A 24,980-nucleotide genomic window follows, 5' to 3' on the forward strand; every position below is an offset into this window, starting at 1 on the left:
GCGACGGACGACGGGTGGTCGATAGGTCTGATGTCTACCAACGCACCCGCCGGCCGAACAAGCACTAGCCCTGACCGAAACCTGGCACCCTCGCTGCGTGCCCGGGCCGTGACTCAGCCGGTGTTCTGCAGGCCGGCCGCCACGCCGTTCACGGTGAGGAGCACGAGCCGCCGCAGCCGCTCGGTCTCGCCCTCGGACAGCTTCTGCGTACGCAGGGCCCGGAACGCCCGCAACTGCAAGTAGGACAAGGCGTCCACGTAGGGGTTGCGCAGCTCCACCGCGCGGCCGAGCACCCGGCGGTTCTCCAGCAGGCGGTCGTGGCCGGCGACCTTCAGCACCCACTCGGTCGTACGGGCGTGTTCGGCCAGCACCTGCTCGGCGAGGTCGGGCCGGTCGCCGAGCTCGAGGTAGCCGCGGGCGATCCGGGCGTCGGTCTTGGCCAGCGACATCTCGACGTTGTCCAGCGTCACCGCGAACAACGGCCACTGCGCGTACGCCTCCCGCAGCGCGTCCAGGTCACCGACCGCCTCCAGCCCGGCGCCCACGCCGTACCAGCCGGTGAGGTTGACCCGCGCCTGCGTCCAGGCGAACACCCACGGGATGGCCCGCAGGTCCTCCAGCGAGGACAGCGCGAGCCCGCGGCGCGCCGGCCGGGAGCCGATCGGCAACTGGCCGAGCTCCTCCACCGGCGTGACCCGGGCGAACCACTCGGCGAACCCGTCGCTGCGGACCAGCCGGTGGTAGGTGGCGCGGGCCGCGTCGTCCATCGTCGCGGCCAGTCCGGCGAACTTCTCCGCGGCGTTGGCGGTGCGCTTCTCCATCGCGGGGGTGGAGGCGAGCAGCGTGGCCGCCGCGACCTGCTCGATGTGCCGGCGGGCGATGATCGGGTCGCCGTACCGGGCGAAGATGACCTCACCCTGTTCGGTGAGCTTGAACCGGCCGCTGACCGACCCCGGCGCCTGTGCGAGCACCGCGCGGTTGGCCGGGCCGCCGCCGCGGCCGAGCGCTCCGCCGCGGCCGTGGAACAGGGTGAGTTTGATCGAGTTGCGTTCGGCCCAGGCGGCGAGCGCGGCCTGCGCCTCGTACAACGCGAGCGTCGCCGACAGCGGGCCGGCGTCCTTGGCGGAGTCGGAGTAGCCGAGCATCACCTCGAAGCGGCGGTCGGTCTCGGCCAGCCGGTTGCGGATCGGCTCCAGCTCCAGCGCCCGGTCGAGGATGCCGATCGAGGCGCGCAGGTCGTCCTCGGTCTCGAAGAGGGGTACGACGTCGAGGGCGAGCGGCCGCCCGTCCAGCGCGTACCGCGCGAGCTCCGGCACCGCGGCGAGGTCGTCGACGGACTGGGTGAACGACACGACGTAGCGCCGGCACGCGTCCGCGCCGAACCGCTGCTGGATCTGCGCCATCACCCGGAAGACCGCGAGCACCTCCTCGGTCTCCGGCGAAAGCTCGTCACCGGCGCGCAGCTCGGCGAGGGCGCGCGCGTGCACCTTGGAGTGCTGGCGTACCTCCAGCTCGGCCAGGTGGAAGCCGAACGTCTCCACCTGCCAGATCAGGTGCTGCAGCTCGCCGTACGCCTGCCGCGGCGCACCGGCCGCGTCGAGGGAGGACTGGACGGTCCGCAGCTCCCGCAGCAGCACACCGGCGTCCGCGTAGGCGAAGTCGGCGTCGCGCTGCCGGGTCGCGGCGAGCTTGCGCGCGGCCAGCAGCAGCACCTGCCGGTGCGGCTCGCCCGGCGAGCGGGTGGCGACGTCCTCGGCCAGGTCGGGGAAGGTGGCGCGGGCGTCGGCGAGGATGCGGCGCACGCCGGCGGCCGGCGGGGTGGTCTCGGCGTCGGCGGTCAGCGCCCGGCCCAGCCGCTCGCAGACGCGTTCGAGCGCACGGAGCACGTGGTCGGCCTGGATGGCCATCGCCTTCTGGGTGAACGCCGCGGTGACGAACGGGTTGCCGTCCCGGTCGCCGCCGATCCACGAACCCAGCCGGACGAACGCCGGCACCCGCGGCGGCTGGGTGCCCGCCCTGGCGCCCGCGATCTGGTCGTCGAGCTGGCGGTAGACCTGCGGCAGGACCTGGAACAGCGTGTCGTCGAACACCGTCATCGCCGTGCGCACCTCGTCCAGCGGGCCGGGCTTGGTCACCCGGATCTGGGATGTGCGCCAGAGGACGTCGATCTCCTCCAGCAGGCGGCGTTCGTTCTCGGCCAACTCGCCCGCGCCGAGCCGGGTGTCGTCGCGCTGGGCGAGCAGCGTGGAGATGCGGCGGATCGTCGAGGACACCGCACGCCGGCGGGCCTCGGTCGGGTGCGCGGTGAGGACCGGGCGGAACTCCAGCCCGGACAGCAGGCCCACCGCCTCCTCCTCGCCGTACTGCGCGGTCACCTCGGCGACCGCGGCGGCGACCGAGTCGCGGACCGGCGCCTCGCCGGTGTCGTACTCACGCAGCGCGCGAACCCGCTGGAACTCCTCGGCCAGGTTGGTGAGGTGGAAGTAGCAGGTGAACGCCCGGGCGACGTTGTCCGCCCGTTCGATGTCCCAGGAGGACACGAGCTCCTCGCAGGCCGCCGCGGCCTGGTCGGCGCGCTCGTGGTCGTCGTCGTGGACGGCGATGGTCAGCTCGCGGAGCTTCTCCACGTCGTCGAGGAGGTCCTGCCCGCCGTACTCCTTGAGCACCGTGCCGAGCAGCTCCCCCAGCAGACGGACGTCGGCACGCAGCGGGGCCGGCATCTCGAAACGAGCATGGACACGGGAAGCCTGGGACGTGGGCATATTGGCAAGCGTAGTCGGCCCGCGTGTGAGCCTCTCGGCGCGCCGGTACGACCACGAAACGGCCACGGCGCGGCTCGGATTTCGGGCGGCTCGGAGGCTGTCGTTCCGCATCCGGGTGGTATCCGAGGGTAGGTGTCGGCCTGGCCGGACCTGCGCGGTCCTGTGCGGTCCTGCGTAGCCCTGCGCGACGTCGGCCGGTTGTGCGGGGCATTTCAGGGTTTGGCCACGAGCCGGAGCACCGCCCGGGCGACGACGGCGGAGTAGAGTCTCGGCCGCACCGAAAGAGCTGGGGTTGGGGAGGATCGATGGCAGCCGGGCAACCGGACAGCGCCCGCGAGCAGGGGGCCCGCGAGCAGGGCGCCGGGGACAGCGACCCGGCGGACGCCGACCGCGACGGCGCGATCGACATCCACTCGACCGCCGGCAAGCTCGCCGACCTCGAACGCCGGCTCGACCAGGCCGTGCACGCGGGCTCGGCGCGGGCGATCGAACGCCAGCACGCGCGCGGCAAGCTCACCGCCCGCGAGCGAATCGAGCTGCTGCTCGACGAGGGGTCCTTCGTCGAGCTCGACGAGTTCGCCCGGCACCGGTCCACCAACTTCGGCCTCGACGGCAACCGCCCCTACGGCGACGGCGTGGTGAGCGGGTTCGGCACGATCGCCGGCCGCCAGGTGTGCGTGTTCAGCCAGGACTTCACCGTCTTCGGCGGCAGCCTCGGCGAGGTGTACGGCGAGAAGATCGTCAAGGTGATGGACCTCGCCCTCAAGACCGGCTGCCCGATCATCGGGATCAACGAGGGCAGCGGCGCCCGCATCCAGGAGGGCGTGGTCTCCCTCGGCCTGTACGGCGAGATCTTCCGCCGCAACACCCTCGCGTCCGGGGTGATCCCGCAGATCTCGATGATCATGGGCACGTGCGCGGGCGGGCACGTCTACTCCCCCGCGCTCACCGACGTGACCGTGATGGTCGACCAGACCTCGCACATGTTCATCACCGGGCCCGGCGTGATCAAGACCGTCACCGGTGAGGACGTGTCGTTCGAGGACCTGGGCGGGGCCCTTGCCCACAACACCAAGAGCGGGAACGCGCACTACCTCGCCACCGACGAGAGCGACGCGGTCGACTGGGTCAAGGCGCTGTTGTCGTACCTCCCGCAGAACAACCTCGAGGAGCCGCCGGTCTACGACGAGGGGCCGGCCGCCGCGGTGCCCGAGGTGACCGAGGTGACCGACGTCGACCGCGAGCTGGACACGCTGATCCCCGACTCGGCCAACCAGCCCTACGACATGCACACCGTGATCGAGCACATCGTCGACGACGGTGAGTTCCTCGAGCTGCACCCGATGTTCGCGCCCAACGTCGTCTGCGGCTTCGGCCGGGTCGACGGGCGCAGCGTCGGTGTCGTCGGCAACCAGCCGCTGCAGTTCGCGGGCTGCCTGGACATCGACGCGTCGGAGAAGGCGGCGCGGTTCGTGCGCACCTGCGACTCGTTCAACATCCCGATCCTCACCTTCGTCGACGTACCCGGCTTCCTGCCGGGCACCGACCAGGAGTGGAACGGCATCATCCGCCGGGGCGCGAAGCTGATCTACGCCTACGCCGAGGCGACCGTGCCGCTGGTCACCGTCATCACCCGCAAGGCCTACGGCGGCGCGTACGACGTGATGGGGTCCAAGCACCTCGGCGCGGACGTCAACCTCGCCTGGCCGACCGCGCAGATCGCGGTGATGGGCGCGCAGGGCGCGGTGGAGATTCTCTACCGCAGGGAGCTGGCCAAGGCCGAGGATCCGGACGCCCAGCGGGCGAAGTTCGTGCAGGAGTACGAGGACACCCTCGCCAACCCCTACGTCGCGGCCGAGCGCGGCTACGTCGACGCGGTGATCCGCCCACACGAGACCAGAGTGGAGATCATCCGGGCGCTGCGGCTGCTGCGGAACAAGCGGGAGACCATGCCGCCGCGCAAGCACGGCAACATCCCGCTGTGATCCCGCTGTATCCCGGTGTAAAGGCGCCGTTGACATCTCGACGCATTGGCGGACCGACGAGCAGGCGGAGGAGGACCACGCGATGACCGGTGAATCGAGCGGTACGCCTGACCCTGGCGCGGCTTCGGTGGACTCCTCGGGTCTGCCCGAGCCCGTGCTGCGGGTGGTGAAGGGCAACCCCACGCCCGCGGAGTTCGCCGCCCTGGTGGCGGTGGTGACCGCCAAGCAGCGGGCCGCGGCCGCGGCGGCTGCCGACGACAGGCAACGTGGACGGCGCGGCGCGAAGTCCGGGTGGGCGGCGTACTGGCGCAGGACGTCTCCGCAGCCGATGCGTCCCGGTCCCGGCGCCTGGCGGGCCAGCGCCCTCCCCCGTTAGCACTCACCTGAACGCGGACCGTCAGGGTGCGCTGGGGTTCCCGATACGAAGGACCTCGGCGATGGAGTCCTTCACGAGTTGGTCGTGTGGGATCGGTCGTGGCGCTGTCCAGGAGCCGTTGACATAGGTCCGGATGCCGCGGTCAGCCAGGACGTACAGCGCACGGAGAGTCCGCACGCTGTTGGAAAGCCAGACTTCGACCGTCGCCTGGTCCCGGTGTTCGATCCGGTCGGCGATCGAGCCGAGCGTCGAGCACGTCCTGCATGCTGTCGCGCCGGACGGCAGCGACCAGGATCAGCGGCGCGAACGTCCGTGCCTGTATCTCATCGTCGGCAAAACGGCTGGACATCCGCTCACCGATGTCGACGAGCATGTCGTCGACGACGCCCCGCAGAATCCAGTTGGCCAGTACGACGTACGCCTGGTCGTCCCTCAACGTCGGATCCGGCGACCGCAGAGCTTCGATCAGTTCGCAGACCCGATCGTCGACGTTCGCGTCCTCTGGAATCTCCAGCCCGGAGGCGATGACACTCTGCCAGTCCGTCGTCATCGGTCGACCATAGCGACTCGGGTGGACATGCGAGTGGAACGCTGGCACAGGTCCGTGCCCCAGGATGCTCGACACCTTAGGCTCAGGGCCCATGGGGCGCACAGACGAGATTGCCGACAGGTACGTCGACGACTACGCCGCCGCCGATCCGGTGAGCGCGACGTTCGCCGGCATCGCGGGGTACGACGACCAGCTCACCGACTACTCCCCCGAGGGCTTCGACCGGCGGGCCGAGCTGGCCCGTGCGGCGGTCCGCGAACTCGAGCGGACCGAGCCACTGGACGAGCGGGAGACGGTCGCCCGGGCGGCCATGCTCGAACGCCTCGGTCTCGAGCTCGAACGCCACGACGCCGGTGTCACCACCAGCGACCTCAACGTCGTGGCGAGCCCGCTGCAGGACGTCCGCGGCGCCTTCGACCTGATGCCCACCGACAGTGAGGCGGCATGGGCGACGGTGGCGGCCCGGCTGGCGCGGGTTCCCGAAGCGCTCGACGGCTTCCGGCGCACGCTCGCCGAGGCCGCCGCCGACGGCCGGGTCTCGGCCCGTCGCCAGATCGACGCCTGTGCCGACCAGTGCCGGTCCTGGCTGCCGCCCGAGGACGACTTCTTCGGCACGCTGGTCGCGCAAGCCGAGGTTGACGGCGAGGGCGGCGTCGCCGCCGGGTCCACTGTCGGTGCGGGCCTACGGGCCGATCTCGCCCGGGGCGCGGAGGTGGCCAGGCAGGCGGTGGCCGACTTCGAACGCTTCCTGCGCGACGAGCTCGCGCCGAAGGGACACGCGACCGACGGGGTGGGCGAGTCGCAGTACGCCCTTGCCTCCCGGTACTTCCTGGGTGCCCGGGTCGATCTCGCGGAGACCTACGCGTGGGGCTGGGAGGAGCTGACCCGGATCGAGACGGACATGCGTGGTGTCGCCGACCGGATCGTTTCCGGCGGCACCGTCGCGGACGCCGTGACCGCGCTGGAGGCGGACCCCGCGCGCCGGATCGCGAACAAGGACGCCTTCCGCGAATGGATGCAGGAGCTCGCCGACCACACCGTCTCCGAACTCGCCGGTGTGCACTTCGACATCCCGGAGGAGATCCGCCGGATCGAGTGCCGGATCGCGCCCACCAGCGACGGCAGCATCTACTACACCGCGCCGAGTGAGGACCTCGCCCGCCCGGGCCGGATGTGGTGGTCGGTGCCCAAGGGCGTCACGACGTTCTCCACCTGGAAGGAGGTGACCACCGTCTTCCACGAGGGCGTACCCGGTCACCACCTGCAGGTCGCGCAGACCGTCGTACGCAAGGACCTCCTCAACCGCTGGCAGCGCCTGCTGTGCTGGGTCTCCGGGCACGGTGAGGGCTGGGCGTTGTACGCCGAACGCCTGATGGACGAGCTCGGCTACCTCGACGAACCCGGCGCGAAGCTCGGCATGCTGGACGCGCAGGCGTTCCGGGCCGCGCGGGTGGTGGTCGACCTCGGCCTGCACCTGGGCTACCCGATCCCGCCGAACGCGTCCGGCTGGCGGGTCGGCGAGCGGTGGACACCCGACGTGGCGCTGGAGTTCATGCTGGCCCACACCCGGATCGACGAGGACTTCCTGCGCTTCGAGGTGAACCGCTACCTCGGCTGGCCGGGACAGGCACCGTCGTACAAGGTGGGTGAGCGGATCTGGCTCGCGGCTCGTGAGGACGCCAGGGCACGCAAGGGTTCGGCGTTCGACCTGAAGGAGTTCCACCGCGCGGCGCTCGACCTCGGCTCGCTCGGCCTCGACCCGCTGCGGGACTCTCTCGCCCGCCTCTGATTCCCGGCGGCGCGCATCGCGCCGTTCCGCAGCAACCTAAGCGGCCAGATCAAGCCGGAAGCCGGCTTGTCGGTGCTCGGGCCTAGTGTGCGGAGCATGACGCGGTATGACGACGAGGATCTGCGCGGTGCGGAGTTCCGTGAGTGCGATCTGACCGGGGCACGCCTGATCGGCGTCGTCATGCAGGATGCGGTGATCGACGGGCTCATCACCAACCTCGTGGTGAACGGTGTCGAGGTCACCGAGTACGTCGAGGCAGAGCTCGACCGGCGTCATCCGGTGCGGGTGCTGATCCGCTCCGAGGAACCTGCCGATCTGCGCGAGGCATCGCGTCAGCTCCGTGCCGGCTGGGCCGCCACGATCGAGCGAATCCGCCGTACGTCCGGCATCGAGCACCGCAGCGTGAACGACGAGTGGTCGGCGCTGCAGACGATGCGCCACCTGGTCTTCGTCCACGACTCGTGGTTCCGCCGCTGCTGCCTGGGGTCGACGGAACTGTTCACGCCGATGGGCATCGGGACGACCGTCGAGCCCTACCGTGGATCGCACGGGCTTGATCTCTCGCTCGATCCGGCCCTCGACGAGATCGTGAGCGTGCGGGACGCACAGGCCGCCGAGCTGGAGGCCTGGCTCGACGAGGTCACCGCCGAGCAGCTCGCAGCGCGAGCGCCGGTGCCCGACGACGATGTCTGGCCGCCGTACGCCAGGGGCCGTTCGGTCCGGCAGTGCCTGCGCACGGTGCTCAACGAGACCTTCGAGCACCACGGATTCTGCGTCCGCGACCTCGACCTGAGCGAGGCACAGGACGCCGAGTAGGGCCGGCCACGGACTCGGCATCTTGCGGATGCGGGCATCGCTGACCGTCCAGGCTCGGGGCCGTGGGGCGAATGCGCCGGCTAACTGGCGCCGCTCCTCGCCGTCAGAGCCAGAACACCGAATTCCAGGACCACCGACAGCAAGGCGAACAACGGATACCAGCGGTATTTCCACTGCGCGGCGAACCAGCCCGTCCACGCGAAATAGCAGGCGAGGCCCCCTAACAGAGTCATCACCCCGAAACCCCAGTCCGCTGCTTCCAAACCGCGCTGCAGCCTGAACCAGATCCCGATTACGGCGATCAGCAACCCGAGAACCGTCGGGTACATCACGAAGAAACGTAGGTCGTCGAAGGAGCGATATCCGAGTCCTCGCCGGAACGCGGCTCGTCGGGGAGACCGATCCTCGCCGTTTTCCCGTTCGGCTCGTTCGAGCTCCTCGATGCTGCTGCGCATCCGGCCGTATCGATAGACCTTGCCCATCGTCAACAGGAAATTGTCAAGCATTACGTTGAGACGAATCGCCACGTAAGGTTTCCGGCCGGACGATGTACAGGGTGCTGAACGTCAGGACCAGAGCCACGATGGTGAACAGCGGGTACCAGCGGTACTTCCACTGCGCGTTGTACCAGCCCGTCCAGCCGAAGTAGACGCCTGTGGCAGCCAGGCACGCTCGAACCACTCACGCTCCTCGATGCTGGTGAGCATTCTGCGAGTGCGAAGCACCTTACTCAGCAGCGAATGTGCCTTGTCGAACACCCACCGCCTACGCACTTCTTACGCGGCGGAGTACATGAGCACGTAGGTGAGGACTATCGCCGCTACCGCGAACAGCGGATACCACCGGTACTTCCACTGTGCCTTGTACCAACCCTTCCAGCCGAAGTAGCAGGCCACCAGTGCCAGAGCGCTCACCGCGATCGACGACCCCTTGTTGTCAACGCCGTTCCTCAGCCTTGCGTACACGGAAGCTAGTGAGACCAACGCGAGGGCCAGCGTGAGCGTCATGACGTGAAGCCGGAGGCTGTCCGCCGACTGGATGCCAAGTGCGCGCCGGGATGCTTTCCGGCGAGGAGACTTCACCGAGCCGCGTTCCTCCTCGGCACGTTCGACATCGGCGATGCTCTTGCGCATGCGTCCGTTCCGGAAAACCCTGTCCGAGAACGACAGAAACCTGTCGAGTACCTCACGAAGGCCTGTGAGGACACCCATCGTCTCCCTCGCTCTCCCCATTTAGTCGCTGGCTCCGGGGAAGCCTAGTCATCTCGCGACAACACACGTCCATGTCGTCCACAGACCTGGTCAGAACCTGTCCACAGCAAGTCGATCGGCATCGTTGTCCACAGAGCGAGGTTGCTGTCCGGATTGGAGGCGCCATGACTTCGTAGGCTTCCACGAACCAGAACCCATCGCCGAAAGAAGGTTCCATGAGCTTCAGTGTTGCCCCGGACGACCTGGACGGCTTCGCTCACCTGCTCAGGCGAGCAGGTGAGGATGCCGAAGCACTTCACGCTCACCTTCGACGGTACGGCGAGATCCCGCCCGCCTCGCAGGGTGCAGCCCTGATCTTCGGCGGAACCCACCAGGATCTGGTCAACGCGTTGACCAGTCACGCTCTCACCCTGACCCGTCTGCTCGACGCCGCGCGTACCCAGGTTCACTCAGCCGCGACAAGCTATCGGACGGTCGACGATGCGGCGGCTGCCCGGCTTGACGCTGCCCTACCCCCAGCGACTCGCTGAGCCACACTCGTGAACTCCAATCCAGCTTCGAAGCCGCACAGCGGTACCTTCTCCGATGCCGTCGAGCCCACCTCAATGCTCGTCACACCGAACGGCATCAACGGATACTCCGAGACTCTCCTCGATTCTGTGGACCAGATCATGTCCCTGGTCAGTCCGTCGGCGTGGATCCTTGAGATCGTCTACGGAACTCTTGCGGTCGATCCGTTCCAGGAAGTGGTCAAACGTCTAGGCGGAGACTGGAACTACTTCGCCGACTGTGCCGACCTCTGGCGCATCCTGGGTGACACTCACCGGGCCATCGCCACGAACTTGCGACGTGGGAACGCTGTCCTGGACCAAACCTGGAACGGCCGCGCCGCCGACACCGCCTTCGCCTACTTCCACGACCTGACAGGCCATCTCGACGCGATGGGCAACACCCTGCACCGGTGCGCGAAAGAGTACGAGCGGTTGACCCTGCTGGTCTGGTACGCCGTCAAGGGCCTGGGCGCCGGGCTGCAAGCGTTGATAGACCTCGCGCTCACCATGGCGATTGCCGCCGCTGCCGGCGGCGCCACGGCCGGCACCGGGTTCGGACCAGCAGTAGCGGCTGCGATCATCGCCCTGCAGGCCACCCGAATGATTCGAGTGTGGGACAAGATCGCGGACTACCTGACAGTGTTTGAAGCAGGAGTCTTCGGGGTTGGTGGTGTCGTCGCCGAACTGCGCTTTGTCGCAGAACACCTTCCGCAGCCACCGGCGAGTCCGGGGCTATCCACGGCTCCCCCGACTGGTGACTGGAATACACATGGCCATGGGTTCTGAGGAGCACCCGGGCCCGCCGTCGGAGTCGTATTACGAGAAGGAGTTCGCAGAGCTTCGGCGGCTCGCCGACGATCCCGGCCGTGAGCGTCTCCTCCGTCGGTCACTCGACATCCTCGCCGGTGACCGGAGCCGTCCCGTGCTGCGCGACTTCGCCGAGGACGTACGCCACGGGCGGATGGGCCTGGCCGAGGCCGCTGCCTCCTCCGCCTACACGGAGGAGTTCACCACCCACGTGCGCGGCTTCCTCGACTGGTACACCCAGCTGTCCGACGACGAGCGAGGGGCACAGGCCGCCGCCGGAGAGGCCTGTCTGGCGTCGCTCACCGAGAACGACGACCTCGAGGAGGCCTCATGAGGTCGTGGAACGCGGCCGGCTCACCACTCGGCGAGCGAGCCGTCGTCGCGGCGGAAGGTCGGCGTACGCCACCGGTGACCCACCTCCGCGGCCCGCGCGACCTCCTTCTCGTCCACCTCGATGCCGAGCCCAGGCTTGGTCGGCCGGGTGACGTAGCCGTCGGCGAACCCGAACACCGACGTGTCCACGAGGTAGTCAAGCAGGTCCGAGCCCTCGTTGTAGTGGATGCCGAGGCTCTGCTCCTGGATCAGCGCGTTGGGGCTGGCGAAGTCGACCTGGAGCGAGGCCGCCAGGGCGATCGGCCCGAGCGGACAGTGCGGCGCAAGGGCCACGTCGTACACCTCTGCCTGCGCGGCGATCCTGCGTACCTCCGAAATCCCACCCGCGTGGGAGAGGTCCGGCTGCGCGATCGCGATGCCCGCGGACAGCACGTCCTTGAAGTCCCAGCGGGAGTACAACCTCTCCCCGGTGGCGATCGGGATCGACGTGGACGAACAGATCTGGCCGATCTGGTCGGTCAGCTCCGGGACCAGCGGCTCCTCGACGAAGAACGGCAGATAGGGCTCGAGCAGCGGCAGGGTCCGCCGGGCCATGGCCATCGTGAACCGGCCGTGGAAGTCGATGGCGATGTCGAACTCCGGCCCGCACGCCTCCCGGATCGCCGCCACCCGGTCGACCAGGGCGAGACACTGCGCGGCGGTGTCCACCCGGCGCATCTCCCCGCCACCGTTCATCTTGATCGCGGTGAAGCCCTGGTTCTGCATGTTCTTCGCGGCGTCGGCCACCACGTCCGGGCGGTCACCGCCGATCCAGCCGTAGACCCGCATCCGGTCGCGCACGTGGCCGCCCAGAAGCTGGTAGACCGGCACGCCGTACACCTTGCCGGCGATGTCCCACAGGGCCTGGTCGATCCCGGCGACCGCGCTGGAAAGCACCGGGCCGCCGCGATAGAAGTTGCCCTTGCTGAGCACCTGCCAGTGCTCCTCGATGCGCAGCGGGTCCTGGCCGACGAGGTAGTCGGCCGCCTCGTCCACCGCCGCCGCGACGGTGTGCGCGCGGCCCTCGACGATCGGCTCGCCCCAGCCCGTCACACCCTCGTCGGTGTCGATTCGCAGGAAGCACCACCGGGGCGCCACGAGATAGGTCGTCAGGCCGGTGATCTTCACCCGCGGACTCCTTCCACGCATTCGTCGACGCGACCGACGACGGCCCGCACAGGTACCGGCGTCGGCATCGCGCACATCGGCGACGACGCTACCGGAGACACCACCGCGGTAGGCCATGCCCGGCCCCCCGCGACCGGACCCGGCCCACCGGCGGGGTGCCCGGCCCACCCGATCCCGGGGGGCTAAGGTCGGCGGTGCGGTTGGTTCACCGGTCTGCTCGCTCGGTCCGGTGAGGCAAGAGGGAACCCGGTGCGAGTCCGGGACTGCCCCGCAGCGGTGAGTGGGAACGAACGCCGTGAGATCGCACTGGGCGGCATCATCAGCCACCTGGGAAGCGACGGCCAGTAGGAACCACCGGTAGGCGACGACCCTGCCGGTACGCCCACGAGTCCGAAGACCTGCCATCCGTGCGTGGGCCACCCGGCCCACGGTGGTCCGTGGCCTCGAGGGAAGGCGATCGGACGACCGGCGTCATGGCGCCAGTCGTTCGACCTGTCCTCACCTCGTCCGCCCCGGGCCGTCCGAGTTCCCGAGGGAAGGACTCCATGGAAACCGTGCGTACGACCGTCCTCGGCTACCCCCGGATCGGGGCACGCCGTGAGCTGAAGCGAGCCACCGAGGACTACTGGGCCGGCCGGATCGACGCCGCGGCGCTGGACCAGGCCGCCGCCGCGCTGCGCCGCGACACGTGGGAGACCCTGCGCGTCGCCGGCGTCGATCTCGTCCCGTCGCACACGTTCTCGCTCTACGACCACGTCCTCGACCACGCCGAACTGTTCGGCGCCGTCCCCCGCCGGTTCGCCGGGCTGCAGGGCCTGGACCGGTACTTCGCGATGGCCCGCGGCGCCGAGGGCGTACCGCCGCTGGAGATGACGAAGTGGTTCGACACCAACTACCACTACCTCGTCCCCGAACTCGGGCCGGACACCACGTTCCGCACCGCCGGGGCGCGGTCCCGGCCGGTGGCGGAGTACCACGAGGCGGCCGCGCTGGGTGTCACCACCCGGCCCGTCCTGCTCGGCCCGCTGAGCTTTCTCCTGCTGGCGAAGCCCGCGGCCGACGCGCCGAAGGACTTCCGCCCGCTGGACCTGCTCGAACCCCTGCTGGACGCCTACGTCGGACTGCTGGACGCGCTGGCCGACGCCGGCGTGGAATGGGTCCAGCTGGACGAGCCGGTGCTCGCCGCCGACCGCAACGCAGCCGAGCTGTCCGCACTGAGGACTGCGTACGAACGGCTGGGATCGACCGCACACCGGCCGAAGCTGCTGGTGGCGACGTACTTCGGCCCGATCGGCCCGGCCCTGCCCGTCCTGGCTCGCACCCGGGTGGACGGCCTCGCCCTCGACCTCGTGGCCGGTGCGGCCGACGCGGACCGGATCGCCGCGGCCGGGCTCGGTGACCGCACCCTGGTGGCCGGGCTGGTCGACGGCCGGAACATCTGGCGTACCGACCTGTCCCGCGCCATGTCGGTCGCGGCGTCCCTGCTCGGCTCCGTCGGTGACCTGGTGGTCGGCACCTCCTCTTCGTTGCTGCACGTTCCGCTCGACCTCACTCTGGAAGACGACCTCCCCGACAGGCTGCGGGACCGGCTCGCCTTCGCCCGGCAGAAGGTCGACGAGGTGGTCCTGCTCGGACGTGCCCTGCGCGAGGGACACCACGGGGTCGAACGCGAACTCGCCGAGTCGTCGGCGGCAATCGCCACTGCCACGGACACGGTGGACGGCCGGGTCCGGGCCCGGCTCGCCAGCCTGGGTACGGGCACCGACCGGCGCGACTACGCCGAACGTGCCCGGCTGCAGGCCGAGACCGGCGGGCTGCCGCCGCTGCCGACCACGACGATCGGCTCCTTCCCGCAGACCGCGCGGATCCGACGGGCGCGGGCCGACCTGCGCGCCGGCCGGATCGACCAGGCCACCTACGACACCCGGATGCGGGCCGAGATCGACGAGATCATCGCGCTGCAGGAGGACATCGGCCTGGACGTGCTCGTGCACGGCGAGCCCGAACGCAACGACATGGTGCAGTACTTCGCCGAGCGCCTGTCCGGATATGCCAGTACCTCCCACGGCTGGGTGCAGTCCTACGGCACCCGCTACGTCCGCCCGCCGATCCTCCACGCCGACGTGTCCCGGCCGGAGCCGATGACGGTGGAGTGGACGAAATACGCCCAGTCCCGGACGGACAAGCCTGTCAAGGGGATGTTGACAGGGCCGGTCACCATGCTGGCCTGGTCCTTCGTCCGCGACGACCAGCCACAGGCCGAGACCGCACGGCAGGTGGCGCTCGCCCTGCGCGACGAGATCCGCGACCTGGAGGCGGCCGGCATCCGCTACATCCAGGTCGACGAGCCCGCTCTCCGGGAACTGCTCCCGCTGCGGGCGGCGGACCAGCCGGCCTACGTCGACTGGGCGGTCGGCGCGTTCCGGCTGGCCACCTCCGGCGTCTGCGAACGCACGCAGATCCACTCGCACATGTGCTACTCCGAGTTCGGCGAGATCGTCGACACCATCGACGCCCTGGACGCCGACGTCACCAGCGTGGAGGCGGCACGGTCGCGGATGGAACTCGTCACCGACCTGGCCAAGGCCGGCTACCGGCGCGGCATCGGCCCCGGGGTGTACGACATCCACAGCCCGCGGATACCCACCGTGGCCGAGATCGAGGAGGCGCTCCGGCTGGCGCTGGAGGCGGTGCCGCCGGACCGGCTGTGGGTCAACCCCGACTGCGGCCTGAAGACCCGCACCTACGCCGAGGTCGAGCCGGCCCTCCGGCACCTGGTCGAGGCCACCCGCAGGGTCCGCGCCACGCTGCCCACCTGAAGCCGGTCGTGCCGGTGCCGCTCAGCACCAGCGGCGCCGGCACGGACCCGCACGGGACCGGTCAGCAAGGACCGGCACAGGGCCGGCACAGGACCGGCACCGAACGGCAAGGACCGCGCCCCCACCGGGTGACGGCCGACGGCCTACCCTGCTGAGCGTGGCGCAGCACGCCTCGCAACCCATCCTGATCCTGCGGACCGGCCCGGAGATCGCCGAGTACCCGCCGAGGACGACGTTCGGTCCCCGGACCCTCGTCGACTTCGAGTTCGTCTGGCTGCTGCGCGGCAGCGCCCACTGGCAGTGCGGTGAGCACCGGATCGACCTGCACCCGGGCACCCTGCTCCTCGCCCGGCCCGGCATGCGCGACCACTTCCGCTGGGATCCCGAACACCCCTCCGCCCATGCGTACGCACACTTCGGCGTCGCCGACGCGGGCAGTCTGGGCGACCCCGAAGGCTGGCCGCTCACCAGGGCGCTGTCACCGGCGGACCCGATGGCGGCCCTGTGCGGGTACGCGCTGTGGCTCGCGGGCGGCGCGCCGAACCCCGACCTCGCCCGGACCGCGGAGGTCCTGGGCTGGCTGCTGGACCTGTTCGTGCGCGGGCCGGTGCCCGACGGCGTGGCAGCCGACGCCGGGCTGTCGCCCCATCTGCGCAGGCTGGCCGACTCGGTGGCCGCCGCCTGGCGCGACGACGGCACCCGCCCGCTCTCCCTCGGCGAGCTCGCCGCGGCCACCGGCGTCTCGCCCGGGCACCTGAGCCGGCTCTTCCGGGCGGAGTACTCCGTCGGCCCGGTCGCCGCGATGGAACTCGTCCGCCTCGCCCGGGCCGCCACTTTGCTCCAGCGCAGCAACCTCACCGTCGCGGCGGTCGCGAACGCGTGCGGCTTCAGCAGCCCGTTCCACTTCTCCAGACGCTTCCGCACGGTCTACGGCATACCTCCCCGGACCTACCGGACGGCCCACGCCACCGACGACCCGCACGAACCACTCGCCCGCGCCGGCCTGCTCCGGCTCGCCCGCCGGCTCCTCGCCGACCACACCTGACCCAGGCTCGCCCGCCGGCTCCTCGCCGACCACACCTGACCCAGGCTCGCCCGCCGGCTCCTCGCCGACCACACCTGACCCAGGCTCGCCCGCCGATTCCTCGCCGACCACACGGACCCGGCTCACCACCGGGTCACGGACCTCGCCTCGGCCCACCCACGATCCGGCTCAGCCGCCCACACCGGCGGGGTGCCGGACGGCGTAGGTGCGGGCCAGCGTGAACGTGCGCTCGGCGACGTCGCGGATGCTGCTCCGGTCGAACCCGTACAGCGCGCTGCGCAGCACGTCGCCGAACGGCGAGGTCCAGTGCCGCGGGATCCCGCCCCGCCCGGCGAACGCCCCGGCGGCCGACCCCACCGTCGCGCCGTTGGAGTCGGTGTCCAGTCCGGCCTGGACGGCCAGCCCGATCGCCGAGCCGTAGTCGTCGCCGGCGTAGAGCAGGGCGAGCGCGCAGACCGCCGCGTTGTTGATGGTGTGGATCCAGTGGTAGTGGCCGTACCGCTTCCGCAGCTCCGCGGCCGCGTCGTGCCAGTCGGTGTAGCTGTCGCGCGCCCCCACCGCCCACCGCAGGGCCTCGGCCAGCCGGGAACGCCGCGGGACGTGCCGGATCGACTCCTCGACCGCCTCCCGCAGGGAGCCTGCCGTGAACGCCGCGGCCACCAGGGCCGCCGCCCACATCTCTCCGTAGATGCCGTTGGCCACGTGCGACAGCGCGGCGTCCGTGAACGCGAGGACGGCCGCGTCGCGTGGCCGGCCGGCACAGACGTACCCGAACACGTCGCCGCGGATCTGCGCACCGATCCACTCGCGGTAGGGGTTGTCCACCACGGCCGTTCGGACCGGTTCGACGCCGCACACCAGGTTGCGGTAGGTGACGCGTTCGGCGGTGTAGGTGAGGTGGTACGGCAACCGCTGCAGCCACTCCTCCCCCACGTCGGCGGTGGTGAAGCCGAACCCCCTGCTCTCCAGCAGGTGCAGGCCGAGCAGCGTGTAGTCGAGGTCGTCGTCGCGCGGGGCGTAGCGGATCCGGCCCTTGGTGCTCTCCGCCCACGACGGGTGCAGCGCGTAGCCGTCCGGCATCGGCTGGAGCCGGCTCACGTAGTCGCGGACCGGATAGTTGCCGGTGAGCTCCAGGTAGGAACGCAGCCGCTCCGGCGTCCAGAACTCACCGTCCTCGACGGGCTTGCCCAGGCAGTTGCCCGCGCACCGGCCCAGCCAGGCGGCCTGGATCCGGTCCCGGAGATCGGCCGCGCCGATCGTCCGGACCGGCGTGCCGGTGGCGGACGGAAGTTCGGCGAGGATCTCGGGGAGGGTGGACGGCTCGACGTAGGGCCAGTCCGGCCTTTCGGGCGCGACCGCCAACTCCTCGAGCAGGGACCGGGCGCGGTCGGGCGCCACCTCCCGAGCCGGGCCGGTCAGTTGTGCGGTCACCGCCGACACGTCGTAGCCCGACTCGCTCCGCTGGGCGAGTTCGTGGTCGAGAACGGTCGGCAGGCTGGCGTACTCGATTGCCACGGGCTCTCCTCCCAGGTCCTTTGCGGCTCACCTCGGCTCACTTCTGCTCACCTCGGCTCACACTGATGCCGGTGCGGGGCCGGTGCGGGCGCCGCCCGCCCGGCGGGCCGAAAGCTGCTCGAAGCGTGCGGTGATGGTCCGACGCGAAGCTCGGTTCGGTTTGCCGCCGGTCCGATAGCGGCCCATGATCGCCACGACCCGGGGCATTCACAACCGCGGGCAGTCACGACGGCGGGCCTCCACCTGCCGCGGCCGCCCGGGCCGGGCACCTTCGTAGAATGCGCCGATGACCGCAAGTTCGTACGGCAAGATCCGGCTGGTTCTGGCCTCGGCTTCACCGGCCCGGCTCGCCACGCTGCGAGCCGCCGGGATAGAACCCGAGGTGATCGTGTCCGGCGTGGACGAGACGGTGGACACCGGCGCGACCGACACCGCCGGGCACGCACTCGTCCTCGCCCGCCGCAAGGCCGAGGCCGTCGCCGCCGACCTCGGCCGGGGTGAGGCCGGCACCGGTGGGACCGGCACCGGTGGGGCCGGCGGCCTGGTGGCCACGTCCACGCTGGTCCTGGGTTGTGACTCCGTACTCGAGTTCGACGGCGAGACGTTCGGCAAGCCAGAGACCGCCGCGCAGGCCCGGAGCCGCTGGCTGCGCATGCGCGGCCGGAGCGGCGTCCTGCACACCGGCCACTGTGTGATCTCCACCGAAAGCGGCCGGATCGCCCAGGGCACCGCCTCCACGACGGTGTGGTTCGCCGACGTCACCGACGAGGAGATCGAGGCGTACGTCGCGACCGGCGAGCCACTGGCGGTGGCCGGGGCGTTCACCGTGGACGGGCTCGGTGGCGCGTTCGTCGAACGGGTGGAGGGTGACCACCACAACGTCGTGGGAGTCTCCCTGCCGTTGCTGCGCAGCCTGCTGCGCGACCTCGACGTCACCTGGCCCGAACTCTGGAACCGTTCACTGACGCGGCCGGCCCCCCTGGGGTGAGGCCCGTCGAACTCAGGACTTCGGGCGCAGCCGGAGGTTCTGCATGCCACCGTCGACACACACCTCGACGCCCGTGCTGGCACCGGCGCCCGGCGAGGCGAGATAGGTGATCGCCTGCGCCACCTCGTCGGCCGACACCAGCCGGCCCATCGGCTGCCGGGCCTCCAGCGCCCTGCGCTCGGCGTCGGGGTCGTCGGCCTTGTCCAGCAGCCGGCCCACCCACGGGGTGTCCGCCGTGCCGGGGTGGACGCAGTTGACCCGGATGCCGTCCTCGATGTGGTCGGCCGCCATCGCGAACGTCAGCGCCCGCACCGCTCCCTTGGACGCGCTGTAGAGCGCGCGTTGCGGGATGCCCGCGGTGGCCGCGACCGAACAGGTGTTGACGATCGCCGCCGACGGAGACTGCCGCAGGTGCGGAAGCGCCGCCCGGCTGACCCGGGCGATGCCGACCACGTTGACGTCGAACACCCGGTGCCACTCGGCGTCGTCGTTGTCCGCGACGGTGCCCTGCGCGCCGATGCCGGCGTTGTTGACCAGCACGTCGAGCCTGCCGAACCTGTCCACGACCGAGGCGATCGCCTCGGTGACCGACGCGTCGTCGGTGACGTCGCAGGCCACACCGACCAGCGGTGCGGGTACGTCGTCGGGCTTGAGGTCCAGGCAGGCGACCTGGGCGCCCAGCCGGGCGAGCCGGCCCGCCGCGGCCAGCCCGATGCCGGACGCGCCACCGGTGACCGCGGCGACCAATCCGTCGAACTCACCCATCGAACCGCTCCCCTCGTTCGTCCTCACGCGTCCCTCGTCGCCACTCGTCACGCGTCGACCAGCCGCTGCCGCTGCCGGCCCAGCCCGTCGATCTCCAGCTCCATCACGTCACCGGAGCCGAGGTAGGGGAAGCGCCCGGACAGCGCGACGCCCTGCGGGGTGCCGGTGTTGATCAGGTCGCCCGGGTCGAGCACGAGGTACTGCGACAGGTGCCAGACGAGGTAGGCCACGTCGAAGACCATGTCGGCGGTGGTGGAGTCCTGGCGGACCTCGCCGTTGACCGACGAGGCGAGCCGCAGCTTCTGCGGGTCGACGTCGTCCGCGGGCACCAGCCACGGCCCGAGCGGGTTGAACGTCTCCGCGCACTTGCCCTTGGACCACTGGCCGCCGGACTGCTCGATCTGGAAGGCCCGCTCGGACACGTCGTTGGACACGACGTAGCCGGCCACGTGCTCCAGCGCGACCTCCGGCGACTCGAGGTAGCGCGCGGTCTTGCCGATCACCACACCCAGCTCGACCTCCCAGTCGGTCCGGGTCGCACCGCGCGGCACCACCACGTCGTCGTACGGGCCGACGACGGTGTTGGGGTGCTTGAAGAACAGGATCGGCGTCTTCGGCGGCGGGTCACCGGACTCGGCCGCGTGCGCGGCGTAGTTCTGGCCGATGCACAGGACCGCTCCCGGCCGGGCGATCGGCGGGCCGACCCGCAGCCCGCTGCCGTCTCCCGGGTCGTCGATCGGGGACAGCCGGTCGGAGGCCACCGCCTCGCGGGCGGTGGCGATGCCGTCACCGGCGAGGAACGCCCCGTCGATGTCGTTGGTCACCGGGGACAGGTCGAGGAGCCGGCCGTCGTCGGTACGGACCGCGGGCCGCTCTGCGCCGGGGGCGCCAAGTCGCAACAACTGCACGTACGTGCCTCCTTGTCGCGGCGTCTCGGCAGACGTCGCACGTGGTGGCGGCACCGCTTCGGCGACTCACCGGTTGATCGCCGCCGGAAGCGGTGCCGTCACGAACATCGGGGACCGACCGGCGGCCAGGACGCGCCGGCAGGCACGTCCCGGCGCCGGTGGGATGGGTCAGCTCCAGCTGGACAGGCCGCGCTCGATCAGCCACTCCGCACCCGTGCGGGAGACGTCGAAGGGGTCGCCGGGCGCCTCGTCGAGCTCGATGACGTGGTAGCCCACGTTGGTGCCGGCGGCGATCGCGGCGGGGTTGTCGACAGCCCCCTGGCCGACGGCCGTCTGCAGCTGGCCGCGCACACCCGGGCCGTCCTTGACATGCAGGGTGAAGACGCGGTCGACGTAGGAGGAGATGACCTGGGCGGGGTTCTGCCCGGCGGTGTGCGCCCAGTAGACGTCCACCTCCAGGAACACCCGCGGGTCGAGGTGGCCGACGAGGATGTCGTACGCCGGGGTGCCGTCCTCGACGGGCTCCCACTCGAAGTCGTGGTTGTGGTAGCCGACCTTGACACCGCGCGCGGCGGCCCGCTCGGCGGCGGCGTTCAGGCCCTCGGCCAGCAGCTTCACGCCGTCGGCCTTGGCCAGCACGTCGTTGCCCATGCCGCCACCCACACCCGCGACCGCGCCGGGCACCGGTGCGACCAGCCGGTCGGTGCCGAGGATCTCCAGCTCGTCGTAGACACCGTCGGCCTCATCGCCGGCGGAGACCGAGCCGTGGACGGCGACGACCTTCAGGCCGTTGGCGTCCAGCTGCGAGCGGAACTCCCGCGCGTCGGCCAGCCGCTCCTCCAGCGGGCGCTGGGGGTTTCCGATACCGAACGGCTCGACGGCCCGGAAGCCCTGCTCCGCGGCCCTGGCCAGGGCGGCACCGCGATCGGCGGCCATCGCGTCGCGCACGGTGTACAACTGCAGGGCGAGGGGTGTCGCCATATCTTCACGCTCCGTTGTGGATCGAACGGGTGGATCGAACGCCGGACTGGACGCCCGGGTCGGGACAGTCCGGCACCATCCTGCCGCAGCCGCCCCGGGGCTCGTCCAGCGTCCCAGTGCCTGAGACGTGGCGTCCGCCAGAGGCCGCCCAGGTCAGCGGCCCTGTCGCCGCTCACGTCCGCACCGAACCGATCCCGCCGGACGTCCGGGATCGGACAGCGTGGTCACATCGGCGGGACGCCGCGCCGCTTGTCCGGCGTACGCCGGTCTTTCGTCTGCGCCGCGGCCAGCCGGGCGATGATCTCCGCGCGCAGGTCGGCGGGCTCGACGATGGCGTCGATCACGAGATCCGCGGCCAGCCGGAGGATGTCGATGTCGTGTTCGTACTCCGTCCGCAGCCGCTCGACGTAGGCGGCCCGCTCCCGCGGGTCCTCGATCTGGGCGATGCGGTTGTAGTAGACCGCGTTGATCGCCGCCTCCGGGCCCATCACCGCGATCTTCGCCGTCGGCAGCGCGATGCACGCGTCCGGGGAGAAGCCCGGCCCGCACATGGCGTACAACCCTGCTCCGTAGGCCTTTCGTACGATCACCGACACCGTGGGGACGGTCGCGTCGGCCACCGCGGTGATCATCTTCGCGCCGGCCCGGATGATGCCCTGGCGTTCGACCTCGCTGCCGATCATGAAGCCGGGCACGTCGGCGAGATAGACCAGCGGAACGTTGAACGCGTCGCACAGCCAGATGAACCTGGCCGCCTTGTCCGCGCTGTCCACGAACAGCACGCCGCCGCGCACCGCGGGATTGTTGGCGACGATGCCGACGACCTGTCCCTCCAGGCGGCCGAACCCGACGATGAGCTCGGCGGCGTAGAGCGGCTTGACCTCGAAGAAGCTGTCGGCGTCCAGCAACGCGTCCAGCAACGCGTGCATGTCGTACCCCGCGCTGTCCTGCGCGGGCACCAGGTCGGCGGTGAACGGCCGGGCCGGCGGGCGGGCGTCGAACTCCGGCGGCCGGTCCCGCCAGGTGGCCGGCAGGTAGGAGAAGTACTCCCGGGCGAGCTCGATCGCCTCCTCGTCGTCGGCGGCGAGCAGGTCGCCGCACCCGGAGACGGTGGTGTGCATCCGCGCGCCACCCATCTCCTGCAGCGACACCTTCTCCCCCACGACCATCTCCGCCATCCGCGGCGATCCGAGGTACATCGAGGCGTTGGCCTCCACCATGATCACCAGGTCGCAGAACGACGGGATGTACGCGCCTCCTGCCGCCGACGGCCCGAACAGGCAGCAGATCTGGGCGACCTTGCCCGACAGTGCGACCTGGTTGGCGAAGATCCGCCCCGCGCCCCGGCGGCCGGGGAACAGCTCCACCTGGTCGGTGATGCGCGCACCCGCGGAGTCGACCAGCCAGAAGATCGGCAGCTCGTCGCGCAGGGCGACCTCGGTGACCCGCACGATCTTCTCGACCGTGCGCGCGCCCCAGGATCCGGCCTTCACCGTGGGGTCGTTGGCGACCACCAGCACAGGCCGGCCGTCGACCAGCCCGCGCCCGGTCACCACGCCGTCGGCGGGCAGCGCGTCGGCCAGCGCGTTGGCGAGCTGGCCGTCCTCGACGAAGGTGCCCTCGTCGACGAGCAGAGCGATCCGCTCCCGGACGTAGAGCTTGTTCTGGTCGGCGAGCTTGGCCGCGCCCTTCTCGGTGGGCCGCAGGGTGGCTTCACGGGCGGCGGCCAACTCGCGCGCGCCGCTCGTGCGTACGGGCGCACCCGGCCGGACGGGCTCACCCGGTCCTAGGGGCTGATCACTCACGCCAACTCCCCGTTCTGCCGACTTCGCACAGCCATCCCCCGCAGGCTAGGCCATGCCCCGGGTGTCCTGCCGAACCTGCGCCCGGGCATGTTTCAGGCGACCGGAAGGCCGAGCGAGCGGGCGATCACCATGCGCTGGATCTCGCTGGTCCCCTCGCCGATCTCCAGGATCTTCGCGTCGCGGTAGAACCGGGCCACGGGGTACTCCTCCATGAAGCCGTAGCCGCCGAACACCTGGGTGGCGGTGCGGGTCGCGGTCACCGCGGCCTCGGTGGCGAACAGCTTGGCCATCGCCGCCGCCTGCTTGAGCTCGGCGGCCGGTCGCCCGGCGTCCTTCATCGCCGCCGCCTTGTACGTCAGCAGCCGGCTGGCCTCCACCGCCACCCGCAGGTCGGCGAGCTGGAACGACAAGCCCTGGTTGACACCGATCGGGCGGCCGAACGCGATCCGCGTCCTGGCGTACTCCGTGGCCTCGTCAAGACAGCCTTGCGCGAGCCCGGTGGCCAGTGCGGCGATGGCGATCCGGCCCTCGTCCAGCGTCGCCAGGAACTGCCGAAATCCGGAGCCACGCTCGCCCAGCAGGTGGTCGGCCGGGACGCGGCAGTCGGCGAAGGAGAGCGGGTGGGTGTCGGAGGCGTGCCAGCCGAGCTTGCGGTAGGCGGGCTCGACGGTGAAGCCGGGCGTGCCGGACGGGACGATGATCGCGGAGATCTCCGGGCTGCCGTCGTCGGCCTGGCCGGTGCGGGCGGTCACCGTGACCAGCGACGTGAGGGGCGTCCCGGAGTTGGTGATGAACTGCTTGCCGCCGTCGATCACCCAGCTGTCACCGTCCAGGCGGGCCCGGGTGCGGGTGGCCCCGGCGTCCGAACCCGCCTCGGCCTCGGTCAGGCCGAAGCCGGCGAGCGCCTGGCCGGTGGCGAGGTCGGGCAGCCAGCGGGCCTTCTGCTCGTCGGTGCCCCACGCCAGGATCGGGCCGATGCCGAGCCCGACCGCCGCCTCCAGGGTGAGCCCCATCGACTGGTCGACCCGGCCGATCTCCTCGATCGCCACGCACAGGCTGGTGAAGTCTGCGCCGCTTCCGCCGTACTCCTCCGGCACCACCAGGCCGAACAACCCGAGCTTCCCCATCGCGGCAACGGCCTCGACGGGGAAATGGTGCGCTTCGTCCCACCGGGCGGCGTGCGGGGCGATCTCGGCCCGGGCGAAGTCGCCGACCACCGCGCGGAAGGTCTCGTGCTCGGGAGAGAGCTCGAAGGTCATGGTGGGCTCCCAGGAGCTCGCAGGTTTACGCTTACGTAAACGTAAGCCGATGCCGTCGATCCGCGCAAGGGGACGAAGGACATGCCGGGAACAGACTCCGCGACCTGGACGATCACGCAGCTCGCCGAGGAGTACGACGTGACGCTGCGGACGATCCGCTTCTACGAGGACAAGGGTTTCCTTGCGCCGGAGCGGCGGGGCAGCCAGCGGATCTTCCATGCGCGGGACCGGGTGCGGCTGGGGCTGGTGCTGCGTGGCCGGCGGCTGGGGTTCTCGCTGCGGGAGATCGAGACGATCATCGGGATGTACGACGCGGAGCCGGGCGAGCTGGGCCAGTTGCGTTACCTGCTGGAGCAGATCGGCTCGCGTCGCCGGGAGCTTGAGCAGCGCCGTCGCGACATCGACACCACCCTCGCCGAACTCGCGGAGGTGGAGGGCCGCTGCCGGGAGGACCTGCAGCGGCTCGGCGCCGAGTGAGCGAAGCGGTCGGCGAGGAACGAGCCGCCCGCGCAGCGAACGAGAAGCCGAACGCGACCAGCGGGGCCAGA

At 70.7% G+C, this 24,980-nt stretch carries 21 protein-coding genes and 1 riboswitch; of the genes, 10 read left to right on the top strand and 11 right to left on the bottom strand.

The features are described 5' to 3' along the window. Positions 1–113 precede the first annotated feature (113 nt). Positions 114–2,762: a phosphoenolpyruvate carboxylase gene (locus tag FHR37_RS17055; RefSeq protein ID WP_092880496.1), complete on the bottom strand. Its 2,649-nt coding sequence runs from the start codon at positions 2,760–2,762 to the stop codon at positions 114–116. 305 nt (positions 2,763–3,067) lie between these two features. Here FHR37_RS17055 and FHR37_RS17060 point away from each other — a divergent pair, with 305 nt between their 5' ends. Together FHR37_RS17060 and FHR37_RS17065 are read left to right on the top strand one after the other, a co-directional pair. After that, positions 3,068–4,747 carry an acyl-CoA carboxylase subunit beta gene (locus FHR37_RS17060; protein ID WP_092880498.1) on the top strand — a complete coding sequence of 560 codons (1,680 nt, stop codon included), beginning with the start codon at positions 3,068–3,070 and terminating at the stop codon, positions 4,745–4,747. 82 nt (positions 4,748–4,829) lie between these two features. Continuing rightward, entirely contained in the window at positions 4,830–5,123 is a 294-nt protein-coding gene (locus FHR37_RS17065) for an acyl-CoA carboxylase subunit epsilon (protein WP_092880500.1), read from the top strand. A gap of 142 nt (positions 5,124–5,265) precedes the next feature. On the opposite strand, the gene FHR37_RS17070 is transcribed toward FHR37_RS17065, so the two are convergent. Further along, entirely contained in the window at positions 5,266–5,673 is a 408-nt protein-coding gene (locus FHR37_RS17070) for a hypothetical protein (protein ID WP_092880502.1), read from the bottom strand. Positions 5,674–5,764: 91 nt separating this feature from the next. On the opposite strand from FHR37_RS17070, the gene FHR37_RS17075 reads away from it, so the two are divergent. Both FHR37_RS17075 and FHR37_RS17080 read left to right on the top strand, forming a co-directional pair. Then, complete coding sequence (locus FHR37_RS17075; RefSeq protein ID WP_092880504.1) at positions 5,765–7,462, top strand: DUF885 domain-containing protein; 1,698 nt, start codon at positions 5,765–5,767, stop codon at positions 7,460–7,462. Positions 7,463–7,558: 96 nt separating this feature from the next. Then, a complete protein-coding gene (locus tag FHR37_RS17080; RefSeq protein ID WP_092880506.1) occupies positions 7,559–8,278 on the top strand; it encodes a DinB family protein in 720 nt (239 codons plus the stop codon). Positions 8,279–8,358: 80 nt separating this feature from the next. On the opposite strand, the gene FHR37_RS17085 is transcribed toward FHR37_RS17080, so the two are convergent. After that, on the bottom strand, positions 8,359–8,766 hold the full coding sequence (locus FHR37_RS17085) for a hypothetical protein (protein WP_139238789.1): 408 nt from the start codon (positions 8,764–8,766) through the stop codon (positions 8,359–8,361). Between the two features lie 288 nt (positions 8,767–9,054). Continuing rightward, positions 9,055–9,489: a hypothetical protein gene (locus FHR37_RS17090; RefSeq protein WP_139238790.1), complete on the bottom strand. Its 435-nt coding sequence runs from the start codon at positions 9,487–9,489 to the stop codon at positions 9,055–9,057. A gap of 539 nt (positions 9,490–10,028) precedes the next feature. On the opposite strand from FHR37_RS17090, the gene FHR37_RS17095 reads away from it, so the two are divergent. Continuing rightward, a complete protein-coding gene (locus FHR37_RS17095; protein ID WP_139238791.1) occupies positions 10,029–10,826 on the top strand; it encodes a hypothetical protein in 798 nt (265 codons plus the stop codon). Continuing rightward, positions 10,816–11,181: a hypothetical protein gene (locus FHR37_RS17100; RefSeq protein ID WP_092880514.1), complete on the top strand. Its 366-nt coding sequence runs from the start codon at positions 10,816–10,818 to the stop codon at positions 11,179–11,181. Before FHR37_RS17095 ends, FHR37_RS17100 begins: the two co-directional genes overlap by 11 nt. 20 nt (positions 11,182–11,201) lie before the next feature. On the opposite strand, the gene dgoD is transcribed toward FHR37_RS17100, so the two are convergent. Then, positions 11,202–12,347 carry a galactonate dehydratase gene (dgoD, locus tag FHR37_RS17105; protein WP_092880516.1) on the bottom strand — a complete coding sequence of 382 codons (1,146 nt, stop codon included), beginning with the start codon at positions 12,345–12,347 and terminating at the stop codon, positions 11,202–11,204. 184 nt (positions 12,348–12,531) lie between these two features. Then, positions 12,532–12,767: riboswitch (cobalamin riboswitch) on the top strand. 125 nt (positions 12,768–12,892) lie between these two features. On the opposite strand from dgoD, the gene metE reads away from it, so the two are divergent. Together metE and FHR37_RS17115 are read left to right on the top strand one after the other, a co-directional pair. Next, entirely contained in the window at positions 12,893–15,166 is a 2,274-nt protein-coding gene (metE, locus tag FHR37_RS17110; protein WP_092880518.1) for a 5-methyltetrahydropteroyltriglutamate--homocysteine S-methyltransferase, read from the top strand. A 157-nt stretch (positions 15,167–15,323) separates the two neighbouring features. Further along, entirely contained in the window at positions 15,324–16,211 is an 888-nt protein-coding gene (locus FHR37_RS17115) for a helix-turn-helix transcriptional regulator (RefSeq protein WP_092880520.1), read from the top strand. Between the two features lie 168 nt (positions 16,212–16,379). Here the strand turns inward: FHR37_RS17115 and FHR37_RS17120 are convergent, their stop codons facing one another. Further along, on the bottom strand, positions 16,380–17,726 hold the full coding sequence (locus tag FHR37_RS17120) for an ADP-ribosylglycohydrolase family protein (RefSeq protein ID WP_202817868.1): 1,347 nt from the start codon (positions 17,724–17,726) through the stop codon (positions 16,380–16,382). 286 nt (positions 17,727–18,012) lie between these two features. Here FHR37_RS17120 and FHR37_RS17125 point away from each other — a divergent pair, with 286 nt between their 5' ends. Next, the gene (locus FHR37_RS17125; protein ID WP_092880522.1) at positions 18,013–18,714 is read left to right on the top strand and encodes a Maf family protein; all 702 of its coding nucleotides are present in this window, start codon (positions 18,013–18,015) and stop codon (positions 18,712–18,714) included. A gap of 12 nt (positions 18,715–18,726) precedes the next feature. Here FHR37_RS17125 and FHR37_RS17130 read toward each other — a convergent pair whose 3' ends face one another. The 5 genes from FHR37_RS17130 to FHR37_RS17150 all read right to left on the bottom strand — a co-directional run bounded on the left by FHR37_RS17130 (position 18,727) and on the right by FHR37_RS17150 (position 24,432). Continuing rightward, positions 18,727–19,479, bottom strand: a complete 753-nt coding sequence (locus FHR37_RS17130; RefSeq protein ID WP_092880524.1) for an SDR family NAD(P)-dependent oxidoreductase — start codon at positions 19,477–19,479, stop codon at positions 18,727–18,729. A 47-nt stretch (positions 19,480–19,526) separates the two neighbouring features. Beyond that, on the bottom strand, positions 19,527–20,387 hold the full coding sequence (locus FHR37_RS17135; RefSeq protein ID WP_092880526.1) for a fumarylacetoacetate hydrolase family protein: 861 nt from the start codon (positions 20,385–20,387) through the stop codon (positions 19,527–19,529). A gap of 168 nt (positions 20,388–20,555) precedes the next feature. Further along, a complete protein-coding gene (locus FHR37_RS17140; protein ID WP_092880528.1) occupies positions 20,556–21,368 on the bottom strand; it encodes a sugar phosphate isomerase/epimerase family protein in 813 nt (270 codons plus the stop codon). 224 nt (positions 21,369–21,592) lie between these two features. Continuing rightward, on the bottom strand, positions 21,593–23,173 hold the full coding sequence (locus tag FHR37_RS17145; RefSeq protein WP_092880530.1) for an acyl-CoA carboxylase subunit beta: 1,581 nt from the start codon (positions 23,171–23,173) through the stop codon (positions 21,593–21,595). A 92-nt stretch (positions 23,174–23,265) separates the two neighbouring features. Continuing rightward, positions 23,266–24,432: an acyl-CoA dehydrogenase family protein gene (locus tag FHR37_RS17150; protein WP_092880532.1), complete on the bottom strand. Its 1,167-nt coding sequence runs from the start codon at positions 24,430–24,432 to the stop codon at positions 23,266–23,268. A gap of 81 nt (positions 24,433–24,513) precedes the next feature. Here FHR37_RS17150 and FHR37_RS17155 point away from each other — a divergent pair, with 81 nt between their 5' ends. Next, entirely contained in the window at positions 24,514–24,909 is a 396-nt protein-coding gene (locus FHR37_RS17155; RefSeq protein WP_092880534.1) for a MerR family transcriptional regulator, read from the top strand. The last annotated feature ends 71 nt before the right edge of the window (positions 24,910–24,980 follow it).

It is taken from the genome of Actinopolymorpha cephalotaxi (assembly GCF_013408535.1).
In the GTDB taxonomy this organism is placed as follows: Bacteria; Actinomycetota; Actinomycetes; order Propionibacteriales; family Actinopolymorphaceae; genus Actinopolymorpha; species Actinopolymorpha cephalotaxi.